Source organism: Rhodococcus sp. C1, from assembly GCF_020809065.1.
Lineage (GTDB): Bacteria > Actinomycetota > Actinomycetes > Mycobacteriales > Mycobacteriaceae > Rhodococcus_F > Rhodococcus_F qingshengii.
The window spans coordinates 1,933,226-1,957,960 of record NZ_CP078080.1; the positions used below are offsets into that span (position 1 = coordinate 1,933,226).

The window sequence follows — 24,735 nt, forward strand, 5'->3', positions numbered from 1 at the left end:
GAATTGGCAGATTTCTGCGTCAGAGATACAGCACGCGATACTTGAGGCTGCCCTGGAGCTTGCCGACGAGATTGCCGGCGTGAACGAACCACCTTCCACGCGGAATTGGAGAGAACCTGCTCGGAACAAGCGGATTGAAAAGCAGAAGCGCGAGTAAAGTAGTTCCAAGGGTTCTCATTGGGGTACGGCGGTGACCGAATTCTCGAAAATGTGAGTAGAGCTGGGCTGACGCCATCCCGTATGCGCGCGTCTGATTCCACGTTTCGCGATAAGTGCTGCGCAGGCGATACGCGACGACTGCCTCGGGTGCGTGAGCCAACTTCATTCCTGCCAATTGGAGGCGCCAGCTGAGATCGATGTCTTCACCGGAGTTCACGTAGCGAAGATCGAAACCGTCGACCTGGTCGAAGGCAGATCGCCAAATACCGAATGTGCAGGTTATTCCGTAGGGAAGAAAATCATCGCTGCCGAACTGTGTGTTCGTAAACGTGCGCCATGAAGCTACCTCGGCGGAGTTGATCGACATTGTTTCTACAACTCCACCAACTGCATGCGCGTTCGCCGCAGCATGTGTAAGAGCTGTGAGCCAAGACGGGTGAACACGATCGTCTGCGTCGCAGAATGCGATGAAGTCGCCACGTGCGGCCGAAACACCTACGTTGCGTGCGTACCCACCGCCTCGGGCGGAGGACGCATCGATTAGTCGTAGAGTCAGTGACTGAGAAAGCACATGGTTTGCGATGTGCGTACCAAGGCCATCACTGGACCCGTTATCGGCAACAAGGACCTCGAATGCGCCTTCATAGTCCTGCTCGGAGAGGGCAGTGAGTTGTTCGTCGATGTGATCCATTGCATTGAACGCGGGGATCACCACCGAGACTAGTCGGGGAATCACCTGGGTAAAGATATCGTAAGAAAGGGAACTTTGCCCTGTTTCCGAATTTTGGTAAACGGCAACGCATCATTCAGCCGCTGGATTGTGATCTTATTCTTTCAGGCCCCTTGTCGGGCTGCGGAAACCCAGGGGTGTCCGCTGTGATGCTGGAGCCGCAGAGGCGGCACGTGAGTAGGAGAAATCGATGGCCTTCGCTGGCAATGTGGACGAGTTGGCACTGCTCCAAGCAGTACGTCTCAAGGAGCGGGTCGGAGCGGTCGTCCTGGCCGAGCACCTGGGCGTCAGCTCGGCTTCCGGTCAAGCTGCGTACGACGCACTTGTCGCGCAGGGCAAAGCGGTCGAAGCGGAAAACGCCATCAGCCTGACCGAGAAAGGTTTGGCAGAACTCGAAGATCAGTTGGACGCCGAGCGCGTCTCGATCGACGAGGACTCCATCGGTGAGGTGTACGAGGCGTTCCTTCCCTTGGACGAGGAGTTCGCCGCGCTCATCGACAACGCAGATGCGGATTCCCTTGCAGAGTTGGATCGCCGGGCTGCAAACCTGTTCGACGATCTGTCGGCATTCGTTCCGCGGTTGTCTCGTTACCAGGATCTCTTCTCGGATGCTCTCGCGAAAGTGCAAGCGGGGGAGTCCAAGTGGATTTCCGAACCGATCATCGACTCCTACGCCACGGTGTGGGGCGAGATCCGTCAGGAACTGTTCGGGGCTGCCGGTAAGGCTTGATCCGTAGCGTTGCACCGTGACGCCGTTTCTCGAGGGCCGTCCGATTCGTGAGAACGAATCGGACGGCCTGCGGCATGTCGAGGGTCGTGAAACTCGTTACCATTGCATACAAGTGGTGACCGAGATCACTCCTACCCCCTTTCGGGGGTAGTGCGGGGGTGAGCCACATCACTACCTTTCCTTCTATCGACGGTGATGCCCACAGGGCGACACCACGGGACCACGGAGGAATCGAGTGACCACAGTCTCTCCCACAGGCGGCACCAGTGCCGCCGGCGCCGGGGGTGCGAGTGCCGCAGGTGCGACGCAGCCCCCGCAGAACACCACCAGTGTGCGGCGCGTCGCAATCGCGAGTTGTATCGGCACGACTATCGAGTTCTACGACTTCTTTATCTACGGAACCGCTGCGGCACTTGTCTTTCCGACGGTGTTCTTCCCCGCGCTCGGTGCCACCGCGGGAACTGTCGCGTCGTTTGCGACTTTCGCAGTCGCATTCATCGCCCGGCCCGTCGGCGCAATGTTGTTCGGACACTTCGGTGATCGCATCGGTCGCAAGAAGACGCTGATCTCGACGCTCCTGCTCATGGGTATCTCGACGCTCCTGATCGGCTTGCTGCCGGGTGCTGCAACCATCGGTGTCGCGGCCCCGATCATCTTGGTGCTCTTGCGATTCGGCCAAGGTTTCGCGGTCGGTGGTGAGTGGGCAGGCGCAACCTTGCTCACCGCGGAATACGCTCCACCGGGCAAACGTGGTCTGTATGCGATGTTCCCGCAGCTCGGCCCTGCAATCGCATTCGTTCTCTCGAGCAGTACCTTCCTCATCACCGGCGCAGTTCTCGGCGACACCAACCAGGCTTTCCTCGATTACGGCTGGCGTATCCCGTTCCTGTTCTCCATCGTGTTGGTCGGCATCGGCCTCTACATGCGACTCGCTATCGAGGAGACTCCCGTCTTCAAGGCGGAGCAGGCAGAGCGCGTCGCGGAGCAGAAGAACGAAGCACCTCGCACCCTCCCGTTCCTGGATGCTTGGCGGTTCCAGACCAAGGAGATCCTCCTCTCGGCAGGCGCCCTGGCTTGCCTGTTCGCGTTCTTCTACATGGGCACGGCTTTCCTGACGAGCTACGGAACAAAGACCCTCGGCTTCTCCCGTCCGTTCGTCCTGTCTGTCGGTATCGCTTCCGCGGTTGTCTTCGGTGCGGCGATCGTCGTTTCCGCTCTGTACTCGGACCGCATCGGGCGCCGCAAGGTCATCATGATCTCGTGTGGTCTGGCCGTCGTCTGGGCGCTGGTGCTGTTCCCGCTCCTCGACACGGGATCGCCGATCGCGTTCATCATCGGAATGTTCGGCACGCTCATGATCTTCGGAATCGCCTACGGCCCCTGCGGTGCGCTGCTTCCGGAAATGTTCCAGACCCGCTACCGCTACACCGGTGCCGGCCTCGGCTACAACCTCGCCGGAGTGCTCGGTGGGGCAGTGCCGCCGCTGATCGCCGCACCGCTGGCCTCGGCCTACGGGAGCATGGCCATCGGAGTCATGCTTGCGATCCTGGGTGTGTTGAGCCTGATCTGCACCTGGGCACTCGTCGAGACCAAGGACCACGCGCTGTAACCACTGTGCGCCTTCATTAACCGCCGGCGGCTAATAAAGGCGCACAGCAGGCGGGTGGGGTGTCCGGACTCTGAACAGTTACGGCCACCCCGCACCGGGAAGTATGTCGTGCATCACACCGAATCGAGTAAATTCGTAGATGAGAGGGTCCGCTGCGGCGGCCCCTCTCATAGGTGCCTGAACAGGTAACCGGAGAGGACAGAACACATGAGTACGCCGCTGCCCAGCTATACGTCCGGAGTATGGGACGGTCCGATGCTGGGCGACACCATCGGAGACAACCTCGATCGCACGGTTGCCGCACATGGCGACCGCGATGCGTTGATCGACCACGCCAGCGGTCGACGATGGACGTACCGGGAGTTCGCCGAGCAGGTGAACGGGCTCGCTGCCGGACTACTTTCCCGTGGTGTGGGGAAGGGCGATCGGGTAGGAATCTGGGCTCCCAACTGTCCGGAATGGACGTTCACGCAATACGCGACGGCAAAGATCGGCGCGATCCTGGTCAATATCAATCCGGCGTACCGCTCGCACGAGTTGCAGTACGTACTCGAGCAGGCCGGGATCTCGACGCTGGTGTCTGCGGCCAGCTTCAAGACCTCGGACTACGCGTCGATGATCGAGACGGTGCGGCCGCAGTGCCCGGATCTGACGTCGGTGCTCCTGCTCGGTTCACCCGAGTGGGACGCGGTGTTTGCAGACGGCTTGGCGGCGCAGGCAAGCGATCCGGCTCCGCTCGCCGCAGCCCAGGCCGCGTTGTCGGCCGACGACGCGATCAACATCCAATACACCTCGGGTACTACCGGTTTCCCGAAGGGCGCGACGCTCAGTCACCACAACATCCTCAACAACGGCTATTTCGTCGGCGAGTTGTGCCACTACAGCGAGGTCGATCGGGTGTGCATCCCGGTGCCGTTCTACCACTGTTTCGGCATGGTAATGGGCAACCTTGCGTGCACCAGTCACGGTGCTGCCATGGTCATTCCGGGTCCGGCTTTCGATCCGCGTGCTTCGCTCGAAGCCGTTCAGGCCGAAAAGTGCACGTCCCTCTACGGCGTTCCGACGATGTTCATCGCGGAGTTGGCGTTGCCGGACTTCGACAGCTTCGATCTGTCGTCCCTTCGCACCGGCATCATGGCGGGCTCGCCCTGCCCGGTCGAGGTGATGAAGCAGGTCATCGATCGCATGGGCATGTCGGAGGTGTCCATCTGCTACGGCATGACGGAGACCTCGCCGGTGTCGTTGCAGACCCGCTCGGACGATTCGATCGAGCAGCGCACCGAAACGGTCGGACGGGTAGGGCCGCATCTCGAGATCAAGATCGTCGATCCGGCAACCGGATTGACGGTGCCCCGTGGCGAGCCGGGTGAACTGTGCACGCGTGGTTACTCGGTCATGCTCGGATACTGGGAGAACCCGGAGAAGACCGCCGAGGCGATCGACGCTGCCCGGTGGATGCACACCGGAGACATCGGAGTCATGGACGAGGCCGGATACGTCGCCATCACGGGACGCATCAAGGACATGGTCATCCGCGGTGGCGAGAACGTCTATCCGCGTGAGATCGAGGAGTTCCTCTACACCCACCCCGACATTCTCGATGCGCAGGTCATCGGTGTACCCGACGCAAAGTACGGCGAGGAATTGATGGTGTGGGTCCAGATGCGCGAAGGTGCAGACGATCTCGACGCCGATTCGGTCCGCGCGTTCTGCACCGGCAAGCTCGCGCACTACAAGATTCCGCGGTACGTCCATGTCGTCGACGAGTTCCCGATGACAGTCACGGGCAAGGTCCGCAAGATCGCGATGCGAGAACAGGCGATCGAATTGATCGGTCAGGCCTGAGAGTATGTCCGCGAACCCAGGGGAGCGTGAGCCGGTACGCCCCGAGATCGCGCTCTCCTGGAAGCGTTCTCGACTCAGTGGCCTCGACCCGTCGTCGGCCATCGCCGTGGACACCGAGGAGCAGGACGGTGAGTCTCGTCTGCTCCGGGCCGCCGCACCCGTGCTCGACGAAGTTTCGCAACAGATCGCGGGCACCGGTTTCTGCGTGCTGCTTGCCGATCGAGAATGCCGCGTCGTCGCTTCGGTGTACTCCGACAGTCGCGTCGAGCGAACGATCGAGCGGTTGGGCGTCGTCAACGGTTCACGCTTCGGCGAAGAGCACGCCGGCACCAACGCGCTCGGTACGCCCCTCGAGGTCGGACGAAGCGTGGTGATCCACGGTGACGAGCATTTCCTCGACAGCCTCAAGGGTTTGAGCTGCTACGGACAGCCGATCCTGCATCCCGTCACACGTCGTGTCGAAGGCATTCTCGACATGACCGGCGTTGTCTCGCAGGCCAACCCACTGTTCGCGCCCTTCCTTGCGCGTGCTGCAGCGGACATCGAGAAACGGCTGCTCGAAGGCTCGAAAGCATCGGAGCAGCGGCTGGTCGACGCATTCCAGCGAGTTTCACATCAGCGCCACATTGCCGTCGCGGCCATCGGCGACGACATCCTGCTGAGCAACCGAACCGCTTTGGATCTGCTCGACACCGCAGACCATGTATCGCTCCGTTCCTTGATTGCCGACCTGAATCCGGACCAATCACGATTGGTGACAGTCGAATTGGCGTCCGGCGCTCTGGCGCGAGTTCAAGCCGACCGGATTTCCGGGGCTGACGGTGGTGCGCTCTTCCTGGTCGAACCACTCCAACGGGAACGGGCACCGATCCGCAGAACGCACGAGCGGGCACCGTCTCCGGGCGAACGACTGCGGCGCGACCTGATGCGGGCGCGGGCAACCTCTGCCGCCGTGGCGATCTCTGGTGAAGCGGGATCCGGCCGAACCTCGGCAGCATCGGACGTCGTCGGCAGTGTCGATGCGAGTTGGCTCGATGCCACGCGAATCGCGTTCGACGGCCGTGAGCAGTGGGTCACCGATCTCGTGCGAGCAGCCCGTAAGCGTTCGGGCGTGGTCGTGATCGAACAGGTACAACTCCTTCCTGACTCGGTGTTGCCGCTGGTCGCAGACCTGATCGACGCCAGCGCCGAGGGGCCGAAAATCGTACTGACCAGCGGAGCGGCAGTTGATCTTCCGCCGACCATCGCCGCGCTGCTCTCACGATGCGCCTCCCGGGTTGTCATCACCCCACTGCGCGAGCGACAGGCTGAGATCGCCGAGTTGGCACAAGTCATGTTGGAGGGGATCTCGCCAGAACTGAGGTTGACCGCCAGCGCTGCCGAAGCACTCGCGGCGGCCAACTGGCCGGGCAACCTGGCCGAATTGCGCGTCGTGTTGAATCGCGCCTCGGATGAACGCTCGAGCAATCGCATCGACGTCGCTGATCTGCCCGAGGACTATCGCACCACGACCAAGGTGTCGCGGTTGGCAGGGCGGGAGAAAGCCGAGCGCCAGGCGATCATCGGAGCGTTGAAAGACTGCGGCGGCAACAAGGTTCACGCGTCGGCGCAACTCGGAATCAGCCGAAGCACTCTCTACACACGGATGCGGGCGCTCGACATCACTGTGTAGTTTGCTGTCCGACTTCAGTTGTACAAAGTTCGGACAGTTAGCACCCCCGGAAGCGCGGAAGTATGGCGTGCATCACATTCGCACCTCACTACTTCAGGGGAGTTTCCGATGACGGCAGTAGCCGAACACACCATCAGTTCCGCGGTACAGGGTTTCCTGAACGGACCGAAGAAGCTCTACATCGGCGGCGAATTCGTCGACGCCGCTTCGGGTCAGACCTTCGCGACGTACAACCCGGCTGACGGACAGAAGCTCGCAGACGTGGCACACGGTCAGGCCGAAGACATCGACCGCGCGGTACGTGCCGCTCGAACGGCTTTCGAGGACGGCCCCTGGTCACGTATGAAGGCAAACGAGCGCGAGCGGATGATCTGGCGCGTCGGCGACATTCTCAGTGCTCGTGCCGAGGAATTCGGTCAGCTCGAAGCTCTCGACAACGGCAAGTCCGTTGCCATCGCCACCGCCGTCGACGTGGCTTGGGCCGCAGACGTTTTCCGCTACTACGCGGGTTGGGCCACCAAGATCGAAGGCAGCACCGTCAACGTGTCGATGCCCTTCTCTCCGGGCGGCGAGTTCCACGCCTACACCCTGCGTGAGGCGATCGGCGTCTGTGGACTGATCGTGCCGTGGAACTTCCCGCTGCTGATGTCGTCGTGGAAGCTCGCCCCCGCGCTCGCCGCCGGCAACACGGTGATCCTCAAGCCCGCTGAGCAGACCCCGCTCACCGCACTGCTTCTCGCGGAGGTCTTCGAAGAAGCAGGCTTCCCGCCCGGCGTCGTCAACATCGTTCCCGGCTTCGGCGATGCAGGTGCTGCTCTGTCCGGCCACGACGACGTGGACAAGGTTGCGTTCACCGGTTCCACCGAGGTGGGTAAGAAGATCGTCGACGCCGCCAAGGGCAATCTGAAGAAGGTTACGCTCGAGCTCGGTGGCAAGAGCCCCAATATCGTGTTCGCCGACGCCGATTTCGATTCCGCGGTGGAGGGTTCGCTCAACGCGTGGCTGTTCAACCACGGACAGTGCTGCGTTGCGGGTACTCGTCTGTACGTCGAGGACACCATCTTCGAGAAGTTCACCGAGGCCGTCGCGCACGCAGCGAGCCAGGTCAAGATCGGACCCGGCCTCGATCCCACCACCCAGCTCGGACCGCTGGTCTCGCAGGAGCAGTTCGACAAGGTGACCGGCTACCTGCGTGAGGGAATCGCCGACGGCGCACGTGCACTGACGGGCGGCAACCGCTGGGGCGATCAGGGCTACTTCGTCGAGCCGACCGTCTTCGTTGACGTCAAGCCCGAATTCTCCATCGTTCAGGAGGAGATCTTCGGACCCGTCGTGGCGGCGCTGCCGTTCAATGCGGACGACGGACCGATCACTGCCGCAAACGATTCCATCTACGGCTTGGCCGCCGGCATCTGGACCCGGGACATTTCCAAGGCTCACCGCACGGCGAAGCGCTTGAAGGCCGGTTCGGTGTGGATTAACCAGTACAACGGCTTCGACACTGCAATGCCCTTCGGTGGATACAAGCAGTCCGGCTGGGGCCGCGAGCTCGGCGCTTCGGCTATCGATCTCTACACCCAGACCAAGGCCGTCAACATCGCTCTCTGACCGACCCCATCGCTCATTCTCGTCCGACAATCAAGGAGATCACCAGTGAAGACCAAAGCTGCTGTACTGCTCGAGCCCGGAAAGCCTTTCGAGATCATGGAACTCGACCTCGACGGCCCGGGTGTGGGTGAGGTACTGATCAAGTACACCGCTGCCGGACTGTGCCATTCGGATCTGCACCTGACCGACGGTGATCTCCCGCCGCGTTACCCGATCGTCGGCGGACACGAAGGCTCGGGCATCATCGAAGAGGTCGGCCCAGGCGTCACGAAGGTCAAGCCGGGCGACCATGTCGTGTGTAGCTTCATCCCCAACTGCGGCACCTGTCGCTACTGCTCGACCGGTCGCCAGAACCTCTGCGACATGGGTGCCACCATCCTCGAAGGCTCGATGCCCGACGGTTCCTTCCGTTTCCACGGCAACGGAATGGATTTCGGCGGAATGTGCATGTTGGGAACGTTCTCCGAGCGCGCCACCATTTCTCAGCACTCGGTAGTCAAGATCGACGATTGGCTTCCCTTGGAGACGGCAGTGGTCGTCGGCTGCGGCGTGCCGTCGGGTTGGGGAACGGCCGTCAACGCAGGCAACCTCCGCGCCGGTGACACCGCGGTGATCTACGGCATTGGTGGCCTCGGCATCAATGCCGTTCAGGGTGCGGTTTCGGCCGGCTGCAAGTACGTCGTTGTGGTCGATCCGGTTGCTCTCAAGCGTGAGACCGCACTGAAGTTCGGTGCTACGCATGCCTTTGCAGACGCCGAGAGCGCCGCTGCCAAGGTCAACGAGCTGACGTGGGGACAGGGTGCCGACGCGGCGCTCATCCTTGTCGGCACCGTCGACGAGGACGTGGTCAGTGCAGCGACGGCAGTGATCGGCAAGGGTGGCACCGTGGTGATCACGGGACTCGCCGACCCCGCCAAGCTGACCGTTCACGTGTCGGGTACCGACCTGACGCTGAATCAGAAGACGATCAAGGGCACGCTGTTCGGGTCCATGAATCCGCAGTACGACATCGTGCGACTGCTGCGTCTCTACGATGCCGGTCAGCTCAAGCTCGACGAACTGATCACCAACACCTACAGCCTCGAAGACGTCAACAAGGGCTACCAGGATCTACGTGACGGCAAGAACATCCGTGGCGTGATCATTCACGACAAGTAACCCCAAGTGCTGTGCGCCTTTATTAACCGCCCGCGGTTAATAAAGGCGCACAGCACTATTTCTTGGCTTTCGACAAAATCTGCATCAACTGAAGTAGCGCCGAGAACTTCGCGAACACCGAGCGCGAGACCACCGGACCGAAAGCCGCGGTGTCGGTTGCGTCGAAGGCGTCGAGCAGATCCCGAAAGCTTTCGATCTGCTTGATCATCGCGTCCAGGTCGACGTGCGTGACGGCGTCGGCTTCGCGCAGAGCGAGCAGGTACTGCGGCGCCGTCACCAAGGCGACCGCCGGGATCTTCCGCTCGAACAGTGGTTCGCCCTCACCGAAATGAATGACCGGTCCTGGCGCCACGATTCGGCGATCGCCCGCTCCAATGTCGCGCCACAGCGGTGCAACGATGTCGTGCACTTCCCGACTCGTCGCGTAGAGCAGTTCCGGTTCCGGAGTGGTCTCCAAGGCATAGCCGCCGGTCGAGTTGTCCTCGGTATCACCCAGTGCGCCGAGGTGCTCGATGGCGATCCCCGCTACGGCGCGCGCCTGACCGGCTTCGCCCTTCCACATCTCGGGGTGCGCTTCGAGCCAGGTGGACGTTGCCTGTCCGTGCTTGGACACCGCTGGAATACGAAGGTGGCCAGTCGTCAGGACAAAAACGTACGACCGTCGATGCGGCTGCGCCACGGCGTGCCGCGCCAACGCCAACATTCCCAGATGGCCGTTCTCCTCGACACCGTTGGTTCCGTCGCTGTGAGTGATGAGCAGAATCGTCTCTTCGGGTGAGGTTCCGGGGGACACCGCCCACACCGTGTCGGTCCGGGTGTCCGGATGCAGAGTCGCATCCAGTACCAGAGTCGCCAGCTGACCGGAGCGAGCTGCAGCGACAACCTTCGCGCCCTCGTCGCCGGCCACCCAGACGGCGGGGATGTCGTGATATGGCTGCGTGAACGGAAGATATTGTCCCAGTGCGTTGTCCGGAGCGATGTCACGCCACACCGCGATCACGCCGAGGACACCGGCCTTGCGGGCCTTGTCGAGCTTCGGGCCCAGAAGTGTTGCGGAGAGAACCGGATTTCGAAGTGTCTCGTCGGTGGCGATCGGGCCCCACTCGCTGACCAGTAGCTTGCGGGGGAGATCGATGTGCGGGACCTCGATCACTGCGATCGCGCCCTTGGCCGCCGACCACTTGGGGCGTCGCGCGCTGACGTAGACCAGGGGAGCGGAGATTCCCTGTGGCCCGGTCAATCCGGAGTAGGGGAATGCGGACGAAACTCTGATCGGTCCCGTCGGCAATTCGATGCGAAGTCCGTCAGGTGTCGCCGGCAGATCCCAGCGTTCGAAAGTGTGTGAATCACGCCGGACGTCGAGGCCCAGTTCGGTCAGTTCGTTCGCGACTTCTTCCACCACCTCGTGGTGTGCAGGAGAGCCCGTCAATCGTGGGCCCAGCGCGTCGAGTCGCTGTTGGCCGGCAAGGAGGAGATCGCGATCGACGGCCTGGCCGTGATTCATGGGATTGCCTTTCGTACTACGTGGCGTCTGCTCTGGCGAGGCGCCTGCCCGTGTCGTGTCCACGGTACCGAGCGGTCTGAAAACGGGACGAAGGCGCGTCGGATATGCCGTTTTCGCAGATATACCGGGTGCCAACAGGCCGATCGGTCCGTACCGTATGTCCCTGGCACCGAAAGACTCCGTGTTCTTCGGACAGACCAGTCCACGGCGAGAGAGGCCTACGTTGGCTACGTATCTTTACAGGTTGGGGAAGTTTGCTTTCCGCCACAAGTATCTTGTGGTGGCCGCGTGGATTATCGTGATCGCGGTGGTGGGGGGCGCAATCAGCGCCACAAATCCGACGTTCTCCAAAGAATTCAATCTTCCGGGCACTGATTCCCAACGTGCGACCGAGTTGATGAACGAGAACTTTGCAGCGGCAGCAGAGCAACAAACTCAGGCGTCGACCAGCATTCTCATCGCGGCAGACGACGGACTTGCCGCACACAGCGATCAGATCGACCAGTTGATCGCGCAGGCGAAGACGTTGCCGGATATCGTCGATCCCGAGAAGATCGTCAATCCGGTGACCCTCGCGGAGGCAAATCCGGCGGTGGCGTCGGCCGTTCTCGGCGACAACGGCAAGGTCGGGCTGATCCAGCTCAATCAGTCGATTCGCATCGAGGATCAGACACAGGCCAACAAGACGGCGTTCCTCGACTTGATGGCAAAATTCCGCACCGGTGGCCTGCAAGTCGAAGGCACCGGTTCGATGATGCAGGTACAGGCCGCAGGTGGTCTGTCGGAGATGCTCGGCTTCGCGGTGGCGTTCATCGTGATGATCGTGGCGTTCGGCGCGCTCATTGCGGCCTTTATTCCGCTGTTCACCGCAATTCTGGGAATTGCGCTGGCCACTTTGACGGTCACACTCGGTTCGGGCTTCTTCGACATCAACGAAGGCGTCACGGGAATCGTCACGATGATCGGCATCGCAGTATCGATCGACTACGCGTTGTTCATCGTTTCGCGTTACCGCAGTGAGCTCAATTTGGGCGGAACGAGGGAAGCCGCTGCCGGGCGCGCAGTGGGTACTGCCGGTTCGTCCGTCGTCTTCGCCGGCCTGACGGTTGTGGTCGCGCTGGCAGCCCTGGCGGTGGTCGGGGTTCCGATGATCACCCAGATGGGAATCTCTGCAGCGGTTGCCGTCATCATCGCCGTCCTCGGCGCAATCACGTTGATCCCGGCTGTCCTGGGTATCTTCGGCAGATTCGCGTTCTCGCCTCGTATCCCCGGGCTTCGCCACGGTGACGAGCCCGAGACGATGGAATCCAACGGACATCGCTGGGCCAAGATAGTCACCAAGTACCCGTGGCCGATCGCGGGTGCTGCGCTGGTGCTTCTGGTGATCGCGGCTATTCCGATGACGAAGCTCGAACTCGGACTCTCGTTCACTCAGGACGAAGAGCGGCCGGCACTTGCCCTGCTGCAACGTGGGTTCGGTGAAGGCGTCAATGGCGAATTGTTCGTCGTGCTCGACGCGCCTGACGGCACCGATATCACCGCGATTGCCGAAGGCACTGTCGCGCACATCAAGGGCCTCGACAACGTCGCAACTCCGGATCAGTTGATGTGGGTCGGAAACGGACCCGACGCGGCAAACCCGATGGCGGGCGCCAACTCTGCGCTCATCGCGGTCACCCCGCAGATGTCACCGAGCGGCCCCGAAACTCACGAGCTGATGAATCAGATCCGGGATTACGGATCGACGGTGAAATCGGAAGGCGCAGAACTCGGTGTAGCGGGGCAAACCGCGATCGTAGCCGACATGTCGTCGAAGCTCAGTTCCGCGCTCATCCCGTATCTCATCGTGGTTGTGGGGCTGGCGTTCATCATCATGATGGTCGTCTTCCGCTCGATCCTGGTGCCGCTGACCGCAACTCTCGGATTCCTGTTTTCCGTCTGTGCGACCTTCGGCGCCACGGTGGCCATCTTCCAGGAGGGCGACTTCGGGCTGATCGAGCACACACAACCCATCATCTCGTTCCTGCCGATCTTCATGATCGGTGTGGTCTTCGGGTTGGCGATGGACTATCAAGTGTTCCTCGTGACGCGAATGCGCGAGGAATACGTGCACGGATTGTCGGCCAAGGACGCCATCATCTCCGGCTACACCCATGGTGCTCGCGTGGTCGCGTCGGCGGCCATCATCATGATCTCCGTGTTCGGCGCATTCATGCTGTCCTCGGAGACGACAAGCAAGATGATGGGCTTCGGCCTCGCGGCTGCAGTCTTCTTCGACGCCTTCATCATCCGCATGATCGTGATCCCTGCGGTCATGTCGATTCTCGGTGATTCGGCATGGAAGTTGCCGGCGTGGCTCGACAAGATCCTGCCGAACGTCGACATCGAGGGTGAAGCGATTCGACGGATTCCGATCGAGCAGGATCCGGATTCCGATCCAGACCCGAATCAGGTGCCTGTGAGGGTGTAAGCACTCAGGCAGTCAGAACGGGGTGCCGGTTGCACAGCAACTGGCACCCCGTTCTTCTGTGTTCATACGGAGCCCGCGCGATAGGAAACCATCCGGTTGGTAACAGAAATTGCTGTGATCGCGACAGGAATTCCAGAGGCGACGCGCATCGGGGGCGAGCCGTGACGGTGACTGCGAGGGTACGTGTCGAAGGAGCAAACCGATTTGAAGCGGGCCGAGAAGTGGACCTTCGCGCTGACGGTCGTCTCCCTGATCGCCGGTGGGACAGTGGTTGCCGGGCTGGTGGATCGGTGGAGCAGTTCGCCGTCCGATGACATCTCGGTAGCTGCGTCATCTTCGATCACCATGACGTCCACACCGGACGAGATTCCGGCGGAAGACGTGCCTGAATTCTCGTACGTCACGCCGAGCGCGGTGTACCCGACCACGATTCCGGGTTGTGAAAGCGTCGAAGCGCCGGACGACGAACACGGAATCTCGATCTTCACATCGACAGGTGGCGACGACGCGTACGACGACCCACGTTTTCCGTGGTTTTCCGGCGCCAAAGCTGTATCGATGTCGGATGCGGTCGCCGATGCGATTCCGGACGGCGTCGAGATCAAGTTCGCCAGTCCGAGCCGATCACTCCAGTTCGGTCCGATCTCGGCACCGTCGACCTCGGACGAGTTGCCCGAGGGATGGACGATCGAGGATCTGGCGTCCACTGATGCGTCGGCGACAATACTTCGAGGCGAGGCCAGTGGTGGACTGTCGGTCTCGGTCAACAGCAGTAAGGCGCCGGTTCCTCCGTGCATTGCCGGTTCTCTCGTCGAACGTCGCTCACTCGCGGATGGTTCAGTTGTGGACGTGCAGGACTCGTGGAGTGAAATCAACGGACAACGCACTCTCTCTCGTTCGGCGTTCCTTTACGGCATCGATGGCACACGAGTTCACGCCTATCTCGATGACACTGCCGATCGAGTCGGCGCCGAGGTTCAGGCAAGCGGCGCGCTTCCACTGACCATCGACGAACTGGTGTCCTTGGTCAGCCTGCCGCAACTGCGAATCACGACGCCTGCTCCGCCGGGTACGGCACCGCTTTCGCCCGGGTGCCACGGGATCCCCCGAGACTCTGGCGACGTGGCCGAACTCGATCGCGCGACGATCGAACGTCTCAACGCGGTACTCGAAGTCAGATGGCGCGCTGTACCTCCGGGTTTTCCGATTCTTGATACCGGACCGGGCACTATGACGGTGGCGGAGAATGACAAGTCCACTGCATGTCAGAGACTTCTCACCCGGACGGGAGACAGCGAGTCGACGCTCAACATGACAATTACCGGCGGACAACCACTCCCTACGGAGCCCAACAAATACGACCCTTCCTACGACGGGCACCCCTTGGAGGTCGTGACGCGACCGGATGGATCCGTGATCGAGCGAGACGAACGGAACTACGCGACCGTGCCCATGACAAATGACGGCTCGAAAGCAGAATCTACGCAGGAAACGAGCAGGTCGGTGGTCGTCACCCGCCCGAATGGGACCCAAGTCTCGGTTTCGTCGTCGGCTGCGATCCCGAACGATCCGATGACGTTCGCGCAGTTGGAGTTTCTCGCGACGACCGAAGGCCTGGAGATTCGATGACCACCAGATTCTCCCCGAAATCGCGACTTCGGATCGCGGCCGCCGCAGCCGTAGTCACCGTCACTGCCGCCATCGCCACGGTGGTCACGTCGACGAGTTCCGAACCGACAGCGATCTCGTCGCCGCTATGGAGCGTCGAGGCCTCCGAGATTCTCGGGCGCGAGTTCGCGATCTTCCGGAGCCCACTTGTTGGAACCGAATTCAACATGGACATGGGCGGATTCATCGACGCCGGATCACTCGTGGTCACGATGATCGGTATGCCGGATCGTCAGGCGTATTCGTTGGACGACGCAGAATTGGTCGGATTGGACGCCGAAGATGGCACAGTTCGTTGGCGCACGTCGGCGGTCGACATCGGTGGTTGCTCCGAGACTCTGCTCGGCAGTTCGGTGCTGTGTTTCTCCGGGCCGTACGTATCCGGTGGTTCGTACTCGCTGTTCGACATCGAGACGGGAGAGCGGCGAGACATCAAGACACCGTGGTCGCCGATCGTCGCGGTTGTCTCGGGCGACACCGTACTCGCGCTCGAAGGTGATATCGAGAGCAACGACGTTCGCGTGCACAGCGGAACCGTCGACGATCCGGAAGCGAACTGGTCCAAAGCGTTCGACGTCGGTGGATCGTGGGAAGCCGGATACGTCGATCCGGTGATGTCGGTTCACGGCGACCTGGGCGTGATCGCTCTCGACGAGTCCTTGGGATTCGACCTGAAGACCGGCGAACAGCGGTGGGTACACGGTTACTCCACCTGTTCGACCGCGCACACATCGTCCGACGGGGTGACGTTGGTGTCGGATGGCGGTTGCGAAGGCAATGGCCGTCCGACAAGTGAGTACGCGCTCGATCAGTACGGGCGCGAGTTCGCCAGGACGGACGAACTGCCCTCGGAGTCCTCGTACTACGGCGGACGATACAGCAGAGATGATCCGGCGGGAGGATCGACTCCGATCATTCTGGGACACAGCGGTTTCGACCGGACTTCGGGCGAGAAATTGTGGTCCAACAGTGAAGTCTTCGACACCGCACAGTCGTTGGCGGTGATCGGCAACGTGATCGCCGTGACCCGTTCTGGTTCCGAGCCCGAGGTCCAGTTCGTGGACCTGCTCACCGGGGAGGTCCTGTGGCGATCGAACGCCGAGCGCGCCGGGGAGGTTGTCTGGCACGGCGATGTCGTTATCGACGAGGGAAACGTCTACGGAACGGATATCCGTACAGGCCAACGTAGTTGGGAGGTTCGGGTGGACCAGGACGGGGACGACGAGTTCACCCCCTGGGCGATGCCGCGGGAGCTGTGGGCGGGGGACAAGGCGCTGTTGCGTTCCAGTGAAGACCGCATCACGGCGTTGAAGGTGTCGTGAGATCCGGTGTGGTGCATGTCCGTTAATACACTCGGATAAGCGCTCGGTACTCGGCGGTCAGCGGCCCGAACGGTCATCGATGAGCGGGTTTCGGTGTACCTCGTGGAGGACACGGCGGACTTTTGTGCGCATCAGCAACGAGGGGCTCTCTGCTGCACTGTCACTTCGCACCTGTAGTGAATAGCGAGGCTGGATTGGCTACTGGTTGACCGGCATGATTCGTCCTTGCGATTTGCCGAACAAGCGTCTGAACTCAAAACGCTCCTGCTCGAAATTGTATGCACGGTATATCGGCCATGCCAAGGCGTGGACCACTGTGTCCAGCCGGATCAGGAACTTGAAGCGCCAATTCATGATGTTGTGGAGTCGAAGGACCGATTCAGAAGCGCGGTTGTACTTCGAGTATTCGCGCGGAGGTGTTTCTCCCCGCCTCCCCGATGTTTCGACGCGCATGGAGTCGCACTGTCCGATTGTCAACCCGATCTTCTGGAGACTTATCGAGAGATCCATGTCTTCGTGAATGTCAGTGCGCTCGCTCAAATTCTTCCGCACTTCTAGCCACGCAGATCTCTTCACAGCCATGTTCGCTCCGGTAGCAGCTAGCACTCGGCGATCATGATTGAACTTTCCACGTCGAATTTGTCGGTCAAGTACGAACCGGTGGACGCGCGAAAAAGGGGATTCGAAGAGGTATGTGACGCCCGCAACGGCGCAGTGGGTGGAGTCGGGGCCGAGGAATTCGCAAATCGCGGCCGCCCATCCGGTCTGGACCCGGGTGTCGGCGTCGATTCGGCCGACCAGTTCACAAGAAGACGCGTCAAAACCCGCATTTCGGGCATGCACAACACCTTGGCGTGACTCGAAGATATATCGAACTTTTTCGTGTGACCCTGCGTAGCGTTCTATTATCGAGGCAGTTCGGTCTGTGGAGTTGTTGTCGACTATCAAGATTTCGTCGATTGTGTCACCTTGGGCGAGCAGACGGTCAATGCAGTCCGCGATTCCTGCCTCTTCGTTAAACACAGGTACAACGACCGACAATTGATTTCGGTTAGGCTTCTCAGTCGATTGCTTTGGGGACGTCACAATCGTTCCTGAGGTTTACGGTTTGGGCGAATCTTCACAAAATAACGGTATCAATCAATTTTTCACCCTCAAAATCGTGGCACTCGGGTAGGTAGGCCATGCCGAAACGGCCGCATGGCTACTGGTGTACGATTTGTTCTTTTTGTTGAGATTCGCGTTTGTAAAATTGCAGGTAGCGGGATATCTGATCGATAAGAGGGCTGTGGCGGCGCCGGCTGTCGGTCGATGTGCGGGCCGCCGTTCGAGTGCCAGAACTTATGCCGTATCTCACGCATTCCATACCGTGGTGGATGACTTGATGAGACGGACTGCCCGACTGTTTGGCCTCGGCGTAGGTTTACTGCGAGATTCAGATCGAACTATGCCGAACGGCCTTCCCGTGCGGATCGACTTCCCCGAGCGATGGAACGTCTTCGCCCCCGTGTACTCGGCGCATGAGCTCGTCGTCGAGTTGCCAACCGCCGTCGGTAAGGTATTCAAGATTCCACTGATCAATGGCGCAATGCGACGGGTGATCGTCGAAGAGGTTGTCGACCTCGCCCTCGCGGCCGAATTGTCGTCGATGGTGACCGGGCATCGGTATACCTCGACCAGTTGTCGGCGAACGATCGTGTGGATCAGCTACGAGACCGTATTCTGCACTATCACTTCGAATCTGCGGTGATTATCGAAATCGATGGGCTACTGGTGAACCGGCATGATTCGACCCTGCGATCTGCCAAACAAGCGCCTGAACTCCAGGCGCTCCTGCTCGAAGTTGTAGAGGCGGTAAACGGGCCACACGAGCGCGTGGAGCATCGAGTCGCCCCAGATTGTCAGTTTGAGGCGCCAATTCATGATGTTGTGAAGGTGCAAAACCGATTCGGATGCCTGGTTGTACTTCAGGTACTCCAACGGAGGGGTTTCACCGCGTCGACCGGACGTTTCTGCTCGCATGTCGGCGATCTGACCGATCGTCATCCCTTCCTTCCGAAGGCACAGTGAAAGGTCGATATCTTCGTGGATGTCCGGCCGGTCGCTGACTCGCTCGCGGACGGCCAGCCATGCGCTTTTTCTGATCGCCATGTTTGCTCCGGCGACAGCAAGCACTTGACGTTCGCAATCGAACTTTCCCTGCTTGACCTGACGGTCCAGTGCGAAACGGTGGATTCGGGCAAACGGCGATTCGAAGAGATAGGTGAGTCCGGCGACCGCTGAATGCGCAGTGCTGCGCTGGAAGAAACCTTTGACCGCACGGGCCCATCCCGGTTGGACCCGCGTGTCTGCGTCGATCCGACCGATGATGTTGCCGGTCGAGGCGTCGAAGCCGGCGTTCCGCGCATGAACGACGCCTTGCCGGGCCTCGAAGACATATCTCACTCGGTCGTGCTTCTCGGCGAACTTGTGAATGATCGATGCGGTGCTGTCCGTCGAGTTGTTGTCGACAATCAGAATCTCATCGATTTCCGACTCGGTCAGTAGACGCTCGATGCAGCCGGAAACCGCGTTCTCTTCGTTGAATACCGGAACAACCACCGAAAGTCGATTAGTGGACAAGTGTTCAATGTCCTGCATGAATGCGGTCACTGTATTCCTTTGCTGGGCAATTGGGTCCAGTCCTTCGCAAAGGTTACGATAGCAATTGGTGACCATTCGGACAATTTGAACCGAGGGCCATATGATCAATCCCGCAACAGCTTATTGCGGGAAACGATCAGCATAAGTGCAGCTGGCACGGCATAAATGCATGCAGAATAAGGCTTTCGGAACTGATTGATTTTTACCCACTCGAGTCTATTGGTCGGTCGAACACCGGACTTTAGTCCTTCTAATTCCGGCAAATATAATGCTGCCCGTTCGCTGGATTGTGAATCGACACTGCGGCAACCGCCGGGCAATATCTGGATGTCGCAAGTTGCTTTTCAGTGAAGTGGAGTCGGTGCAGCGCAAGTGTCGTATTTGTAGATTCAACGGTCCCTCGTCGGCCGGGTTGTCGCCATCTGCAAATATTTGCTTTTGTAGCTGTCGGTCTGGATTTTCCAGTGAAGTCTGCTCCCGCGACTTTTCAGCACCGATTTCCGATGTGCAAACAGCAGTCGGCACCTACCTATCGGGTCAGGATGCCTTCGGTTTCGGGTGCCGGAACGGTTTTCCCCGTGATCGGATCGACTTCCTCGAGCGGTGGAACGTCTTCTCCGTCGAGCACTCGGCGCATGCGCTCCTTGTCGAGCTGCCCCTCCCAATTGGCGACCACGAAGGTTGCGACACAGTTCCCGAGCAGGTTCACCGACACCCGCATCGAATCCATGATTCGATCGGCGCCCAGTAGGAGAGCGACTGCGGCTACGGGAATTGCGCCGTGACCGATTGCGGCCACGGTGGCCGACAGCGCCAGGAATGACGATCCCGGCACGCCGGCCATTCCCTTCGAGGTGAGCATCAGAACCAGGACGGCAGTGATCTGTTCACCGAGTGTCAGGTCCACGCCGAGTGCCTGCGCCAGAAACAGCATGCAGATCGACAGGTACAGCGTCGCGCCGTCGAGATTGAACGAGTAGCCGGTAGGCACCACTAATCCTGTTGTAGTGCGCGAGCATCCGGCGTTGGTGAGCTTGACCATGATTCGGGGCAGAACTACTTCGGTCGACGCCGTTCCCAAAGCGAGGAAGAGTTCGTCCTTGATGTACTTGACGAACTTCCACAGGTTCACGCCCGCGAAGTACCTGACTATCGCGGCCAGGATGAGGATGAACAGGACGGCGGCGAGATAGCATGCGGCGATCAGCTTTCCGTAACTTCCGAGCGAAGCGATCCCGTACTGACCGACGATGTACGCCATCGCGCCCAAAGCGCCCAACGGCGCCAGTCTCATGATCCAGCCGATGATCGTGAAGAACAGATGGTTCAGACGATCGACGAGTTCGAACACGATCGGTGGTCCACTCTCACCCGCCTTGGCCAATGCGAGCCCGAACAGTACGGCGAAGAAGAGGACTTGGAGGAGTGCGTTCTCGGCGAAGGCCGAAACTATCGACACCGGAATGATATTGAGCAGGAATTCGACGGTGTGGGGAAGTTCGCCACTTCCGGTCTTGGCGGCCACGGCGTCCGCACCGTTCGCCAGCGTCTCCGGATCGATGTCGAATCCCGCACCCGGCTTCATCAGATTTCCGATGAGCAGCCCGAACAACAGGGCGAAGGTGGTCACGACCTCGAAGTAGATGAGTGCTTTGACGCCGATACGCCCCACGGCCTTCAGATCCCCGACGTGGGCGATCCCGATCACAACGGTGCAGAAGATGATCGGCGCGATCAGCATTTTGATCAGCTTGATGAACCCGTCGGCGAGGGGCTTGAGGTTCGCGCCGAATTCCGGCCACAACCAGCCGATGAGAACACCGATGACGATAGCGGCGATCAATTGCACGAACAGTGATCGGTACCAGGGCGGCTTGTTGGCGAGTCGCGCGAGCTCGCTGTTCGGCAGTTTTACGGAAGTGGGCATGGATGGGAACGGTAGGTCCGCTTGATTGCGAAAAAATAACTCGCGAATGTCGTGGATGTAACGCGTCGAGGTTGCATCTCGGACAACAATTCGGTCAACAAGCGACAGTTGTGTGTGACTGTGGTTATTGTTTCTCTGAGCGGTGATCTTCCGTCCGCGTGCATGCACGACGTGTGAGAGGGGCTGTCATGGGGCAAATTATCGGAACCATCATTTTCGGCGCAGTCATCGGAATCCTGGCTCGTCTCGTACTGCCAGGTAAGCAGCAGTACGGCATGATCGTGACCGTCGTGCTGGGTATCGCCGGAGCGCTTATCGGGTACTGGGTCTGGGGAGCGATCTCGGACAAGGGCGACACGGGTGGAATCGACTGGATCCGCTGGATCATCAGCATCGCCGCGGCGGCCGTGCTCTCGATCGGCTACAGCGCCGTCACGGGCAAGAAATAGCAAGCCGACCCAATTGGAGAAGTGCGCCCTCCCGAAGTTCGGGAGGGCGCACTTCTTTTTGTTTGACCTAGTTGTCCGACCCCAGTTGTGAGCGAACGGCACTTTCGTCGCCTCAGATGCGCCGAAAGGCGCGTTCGCTCAGGGGAGGGGGACCGAAGTCAGAGCGCCCGTCGCTGAAGATGCAGCGCCTCGAGGAACTGCGCCGGCAGATCCTGCTCGAGGATTTCGTCGTCAGGATGCGGTAGCGCTTTGATTTTCGCGAACTCGTCGTTGAGTCGTTCCATCTTGACGTCCAGGCGGTGTGCCGCGGCCGCTGCCTCGGTGAGTTCGTCGAGGAGTTCGACGGGAACCTCGCGGTTGTACTTGTAGTAGATCTTGTGTTCGAGGCTCGCCCAGAAATCCATCGCGATCGTGCGGATCTGAAGTTCGATCGGTACGTGCCTGACGCGGTCACTCATGAAAACCGGGACCTCGACGATCAAGTGCAAGCTCTTGTAGCCGTTGGGTTTCGGATCGGCGATGTAGTCCTCGCGCTCGATCACCCGAAGGTCCGTCTGGCTGGTGAGCATCTCGGCGATTCGGTACGTGTCGGAAATGAAGCTGCAGGTGATACGTACTCCAGCGATGTCGAAGATGTTCTTCGAGATGTCGTCGATCGTGAGCGGGATGTTCAGGCGTTGAGCCTTACGCAGGATGCTGTCCGGTGACTTGACCCGTGACGTCACGTGTTCGATGGGGCTGTACTGATTGATGTGAGTGAACTCGTCCTTGAGGATGTTCACCTTGGTCATCAGTTCGGAGATTCCGAATTGGTACAACATCATGAAGCGGGAGAACTCGGTCCGCAGTTCGGCGAAATCGGCCCTGCTGACCCCACTGCTGTCTTCCACGTTCGGCACCCTCATCTGTTAGCTGGTGTAACCAGTCTGCCACCGATTGTGCCGTGTCCGGTTTCAGTGGGTGCGCAGTGCGGCGAGCGTCATATCCCGCAGGACTCGACGCGCGCGTGCCGGCGAAGCGGGGTTGGCGCTGTGAGGGGTCGAGTTGATCAGACCGAAGGTGGCATGCGCTTTGATTCGTGCGTCCGCCTGATCGAGTTGGGGATCGAGTTGCTCGAGCACCCCGACCCAGACCTCGACGTACTTGCGCTGCGTCTGGCGTACCTGTCGACGCGCGTCGGCCGGCAGGCTTTCGAGGTCGCGGTCCTGGATGCGGATCAGGTCCGGCTCGCCGAGCGCGAAGTCGAGGTGGAACTCCACCAGTGCGTCGAGTGCGGCGCTCGGTGAGTCCGCTGCCTCCGCTGCCGCAGAACCGCCTTCGTGCAGGCGCGTGCTGATGCCGACGAGAAGTTCCACGAGGACGGCATCCTTGTTGGGGAAATGCCGGTACACGGCCGGGCCGCTGATGCCGACGGCCGCGCCGAGGTCTTCGAGTCGCACACTCACGAATCCACGCTCGGCGATCAACCGGGCGGCGGCGTCCAAGAGTTGACGTCGACGGTCGGCCTTCATCTGATCGCGTCGCGTCGGAGCTGCTACCTGCTCAGAGGTCATTCTCTCGATCTTTCTTCGCTTGTGTTCTGGACAACTCAGTTAATCATAGTTAATCTAGTTTCAGTTATCGAGCATTAACTCATGGCGAAGGCGGCGGGATGACTCCCAGTGGAATCACGCAAGAATCGGGCTACCGGTCCGATCACACCGTTCTGGTGGACGAACTGAAGAAGAAACTCGCGCAAGCAGCGCTGGGTGGCAACGAGCGCTCTCGCGAGCGTCACGTGAGCAGAGGGAAGTTGCTGCCGCGAGATCGCGTCGACTCGCTGCTCGACCAGGGCAGCCCGTTCCTCGAGCTGTCCCCACTGGCGGCCAACGGCCTGTACGACGACGAGTGCCCGGGCGCCGGCGTCATCACCGGTATCGGCCGTGTGTCGGGTCGCGAGTGCGTCATCGTTGCCAACGACGCGACGGTCAAGGGCGGCACCTACTACCCGATGACGGTGAAGAAGCACCTGCGCGCGCAGGAAGTTGCGCTGCAGAACAACCTTCCCTGCATCTACCTCGTCGACTCCGGCGGCGCCTTCCTGCCGCGCCAGGACGAGGTCTTCCCGGACCGTGAGCACTTCGGCCGGATCTTCTACAACCAGGCGACCATGAGCGCCAAGGGGATTCCCCAGATCGCCGCGGTTCTCGGTTCGTGCACCGCGGGCGGCGCCTACGTGCCCGCGATGAGCGACGAAGCAGTGATCGTCCGCAACCAGGGCACCATCTTCCTCGGCGGCCCGCCGCTGGTGAAGGCAGCCACCGGCGAGATCGTGACGGCGGAAGAGCTCGGCGGCGGCGACCTGCACTCCAAGGTTTCCGGCGTCACCGACCACCTGGCCGAGGACGACCGCGACGCACTTCGGATCGTGCGCAACATCATTGCCACGCTCGGCCCCCGCTCCGAGCGCCCGTGGGACGTCATCTCCACGGTTCCGCCCGTCGCCGATCAGAGCGAGCTGTACGACGTCGTTCCGACTGATCCCCGTACTCCGTACGACGTGCACGAGGTCATCACCAAGCTCGTTGACGGTGGCGCGTTCCAGGAGTTCAAGGCTGAATACGGCAAGACGCTCGTCACCGGTTTCGCGCACATCGAGGGCCACCCGGTCGGCATCATCGCCAACAACGGCGTGCTCTTCGGCGAATCCGCCATGAAGGGAGCACATTTCATCGAACTGTGTGACAAGCGCAGTGTGCCGCTGCTGTTCCTGCAGAACATCGCAGGCTTCATGGTAGGACGCGACTACGAGGCCGGCGGCATCGCCAAGCACGGCGCCAAGATGGTCACGGCAGTCGCGTGTGCACGGGTCCCCAAGCTGACAGTCGTCATCGGCGGCTCGTACGGCGCCGGCAACTACTCCATGTGTGGACGCGCGTATTCACCTCGCTTCCTGTGGATGTGGCCGAACGCGCGCATCTCGGTCATGGGCGGCGAGCAGGCCGCGTCGGTGCTCTCGACGGTTCGTAGTGACCAGCTCGACAGTGCGGGTAATCCGTGGTCGGCCGAGGACGAAGAATCCTTCAAGGCGCCGATCCGCGAGCAGTACGAGGCTCAGGGCAATCCGTACTACTCCACTGCGCGGCTGTGGGATGACGGTGTCATCGATCCCGCAGATACCAGAACTGTTCTCGGCCTGGCCCTTTCGGTGTGTGCGAACGCGCCGATCGAGCCGGTCTCCTACGGCGTCTTCCGGATGTGA

The 24,735-nt window shown here is 60.6% G+C and carries 19 protein-coding genes; 12 read left to right on the forward strand and 7 right to left on the reverse strand.

Features of this window, described 5'->3' with window-relative positions:
• Nucleotides 1–19 precede the first annotated feature (19 nt).
• Nucleotides 20–874, reverse strand: coding sequence for a glycosyltransferase (locus KTR60_RS09060; RefSeq protein ID WP_019744241.1), 855 nt, complete (start codon nucleotides 872–874; stop codon nucleotides 20–22).
• Between the two features lie 205 nt (nucleotides 875–1,079).
• Between KTR60_RS09060 and KTR60_RS09065 the strand changes: the two genes are divergently transcribed.
• The 6 genes from KTR60_RS09065 to KTR60_RS09090 all read left to right on the forward strand — a co-directional run bounded on the left by KTR60_RS09065 (nucleotide 1,080) and on the right by KTR60_RS09090 (nucleotide 9,511).
• Nucleotides 1,080–1,619 (forward strand): hypothetical protein, encoded by a 540-nt coding sequence (locus tag KTR60_RS09065; protein WP_228402042.1) that lies wholly within the window; start codon nucleotides 1,080–1,082, stop codon nucleotides 1,617–1,619.
• A 331-nt stretch (nucleotides 1,620–1,950) separates the two neighbouring features.
• On the forward strand, nucleotides 1,951–3,228 hold the full coding sequence (locus KTR60_RS09070) for an MFS transporter (RefSeq protein WP_085998903.1): 1,278 nt from the start codon (nucleotides 1,951–1,953) through the stop codon (nucleotides 3,226–3,228).
• Nucleotides 3,229–3,435: 207 nt separating this feature from the next.
• Nucleotides 3,436–5,073: an AMP-binding protein gene (locus KTR60_RS09075; RefSeq protein WP_208689720.1), complete on the forward strand. Its 1,638-nt coding sequence runs from the start codon at nucleotides 3,436–3,438 to the stop codon at nucleotides 5,071–5,073.
• Nucleotides 5,074–5,077: 4 nt separating this feature from the next.
• Nucleotides 5,078–6,745, forward strand: a complete 1,668-nt coding sequence (locus tag KTR60_RS09080; protein WP_003942072.1) for a sigma-54-dependent Fis family transcriptional regulator — start codon at nucleotides 5,078–5,080, stop codon at nucleotides 6,743–6,745.
• A gap of 108 nt (nucleotides 6,746–6,853) precedes the next feature.
• Complete coding sequence (locus tag KTR60_RS09085; RefSeq protein ID WP_019744236.1) at nucleotides 6,854–8,353, forward strand: aldehyde dehydrogenase family protein; 1,500 nt, start codon at nucleotides 6,854–6,856, stop codon at nucleotides 8,351–8,353.
• Between the two features lie 45 nt (nucleotides 8,354–8,398).
• Nucleotides 8,399–9,511 carry an NDMA-dependent alcohol dehydrogenase gene (locus KTR60_RS09090; protein ID WP_003942086.1) on the forward strand — a complete coding sequence of 371 codons (1,113 nt, stop codon included), beginning with the start codon at nucleotides 8,399–8,401 and terminating at the stop codon, nucleotides 9,509–9,511.
• Nucleotides 9,512–9,566: 55 nt separating this feature from the next.
• On the opposite strand, the gene KTR60_RS09095 is transcribed toward KTR60_RS09090, so the two are convergent.
• Nucleotides 9,567–11,015 carry a hypothetical protein gene (locus KTR60_RS09095; RefSeq protein ID WP_058227514.1) on the reverse strand — a complete coding sequence of 483 codons (1,449 nt, stop codon included), beginning with the start codon at nucleotides 11,013–11,015 and terminating at the stop codon, nucleotides 9,567–9,569.
• A gap of 223 nt (nucleotides 11,016–11,238) precedes the next feature.
• Here KTR60_RS09095 and KTR60_RS09100 point away from each other — a divergent pair, with 223 nt between their 5' ends.
• From KTR60_RS09100 to KTR60_RS09110, 3 genes are all read left to right on the forward strand, one after another.
• Nucleotides 11,239–13,485 (forward strand): MMPL family transporter, encoded by a 2,247-nt coding sequence (locus tag KTR60_RS09100; protein WP_047268953.1) that lies wholly within the window; start codon nucleotides 11,239–11,241, stop codon nucleotides 13,483–13,485.
• A gap of 183 nt (nucleotides 13,486–13,668) precedes the next feature.
• Complete coding sequence (locus KTR60_RS09105) at nucleotides 13,669–15,114, forward strand: hypothetical protein (protein ID WP_228402043.1); 1,446 nt, start codon at nucleotides 13,669–13,671, stop codon at nucleotides 15,112–15,114.
• On the forward strand, nucleotides 15,111–16,475 hold the full coding sequence (locus KTR60_RS09110) for a PQQ-binding-like beta-propeller repeat protein (protein ID WP_228402044.1): 1,365 nt from the start codon (nucleotides 15,111–15,113) through the stop codon (nucleotides 16,473–16,475). The genes KTR60_RS09105 and KTR60_RS09110 overlap by 4 nt, the downstream gene beginning before the upstream one ends.
• A 198-nt stretch (nucleotides 16,476–16,673) precedes the next feature.
• Here the strand turns inward: KTR60_RS09110 and KTR60_RS09115 are convergent, their stop codons facing one another.
• Nucleotides 16,674–17,561: a glycosyltransferase gene (locus KTR60_RS09115; protein ID WP_228402045.1), complete on the reverse strand. Its 888-nt coding sequence runs from the start codon at nucleotides 17,559–17,561 to the stop codon at nucleotides 16,674–16,676.
• Between the two features lie 361 nt (nucleotides 17,562–17,922).
• Here KTR60_RS09115 and KTR60_RS09120 point away from each other — a divergent pair, with 361 nt between their 5' ends.
• Complete coding sequence (locus KTR60_RS09120) at nucleotides 17,923–18,225, forward strand: hypothetical protein (protein ID WP_054186885.1); 303 nt, start codon at nucleotides 17,923–17,925, stop codon at nucleotides 18,223–18,225.
• A gap of 17 nt (nucleotides 18,226–18,242) precedes the next feature.
• On the opposite strand, the gene KTR60_RS09125 is transcribed toward KTR60_RS09120, so the two are convergent.
• Together KTR60_RS09125 and dctA are read right to left on the reverse strand one after the other, a co-directional pair.
• Nucleotides 18,243–19,115 (reverse strand): glycosyltransferase, encoded by an 873-nt coding sequence (locus KTR60_RS09125; RefSeq protein ID WP_228402046.1) that lies wholly within the window; start codon nucleotides 19,113–19,115, stop codon nucleotides 18,243–18,245.
• Nucleotides 19,116–19,647: 532 nt separating this feature from the next.
• The gene (gene dctA / locus KTR60_RS09130; protein WP_228402047.1) at nucleotides 19,648–21,045 is read right to left on the reverse strand and encodes a C4-dicarboxylate transporter DctA; all 1,398 of its coding nucleotides are present in this window, start codon (nucleotides 21,043–21,045) and stop codon (nucleotides 19,648–19,650) included.
• Nucleotides 21,046–21,233: 188 nt separating this feature from the next.
• On the opposite strand from dctA, the gene KTR60_RS09135 reads away from it, so the two are divergent.
• Complete coding sequence (locus KTR60_RS09135) at nucleotides 21,234–21,494, forward strand: GlsB/YeaQ/YmgE family stress response membrane protein (RefSeq protein WP_003942027.1); 261 nt, start codon at nucleotides 21,234–21,236, stop codon at nucleotides 21,492–21,494.
• Nucleotides 21,495–21,652: 158 nt separating this feature from the next.
• Here KTR60_RS09135 and KTR60_RS09140 read toward each other — a convergent pair whose 3' ends face one another.
• Complete coding sequence (locus tag KTR60_RS09140) at nucleotides 21,653–22,399, reverse strand: GTP pyrophosphokinase (protein WP_019744227.1); 747 nt, start codon at nucleotides 22,397–22,399, stop codon at nucleotides 21,653–21,655.
• Between the two features lie 48 nt (nucleotides 22,400–22,447).
• Nucleotides 22,448–23,047 (reverse strand): TetR/AcrR family transcriptional regulator, encoded by a 600-nt coding sequence (locus tag KTR60_RS09145; protein WP_003941968.1) that lies wholly within the window; start codon nucleotides 23,045–23,047, stop codon nucleotides 22,448–22,450.
• Nucleotides 23,048–23,145: 98 nt separating this feature from the next.
• Between KTR60_RS09145 and KTR60_RS09150 the strand changes: the two genes are divergently transcribed.
• Nucleotides 23,146–24,735: a carboxyl transferase domain-containing protein gene (locus KTR60_RS09150; RefSeq protein ID WP_228402048.1), complete on the forward strand. Its 1,590-nt coding sequence runs from the start codon at nucleotides 23,146–23,148 to the stop codon at nucleotides 24,733–24,735.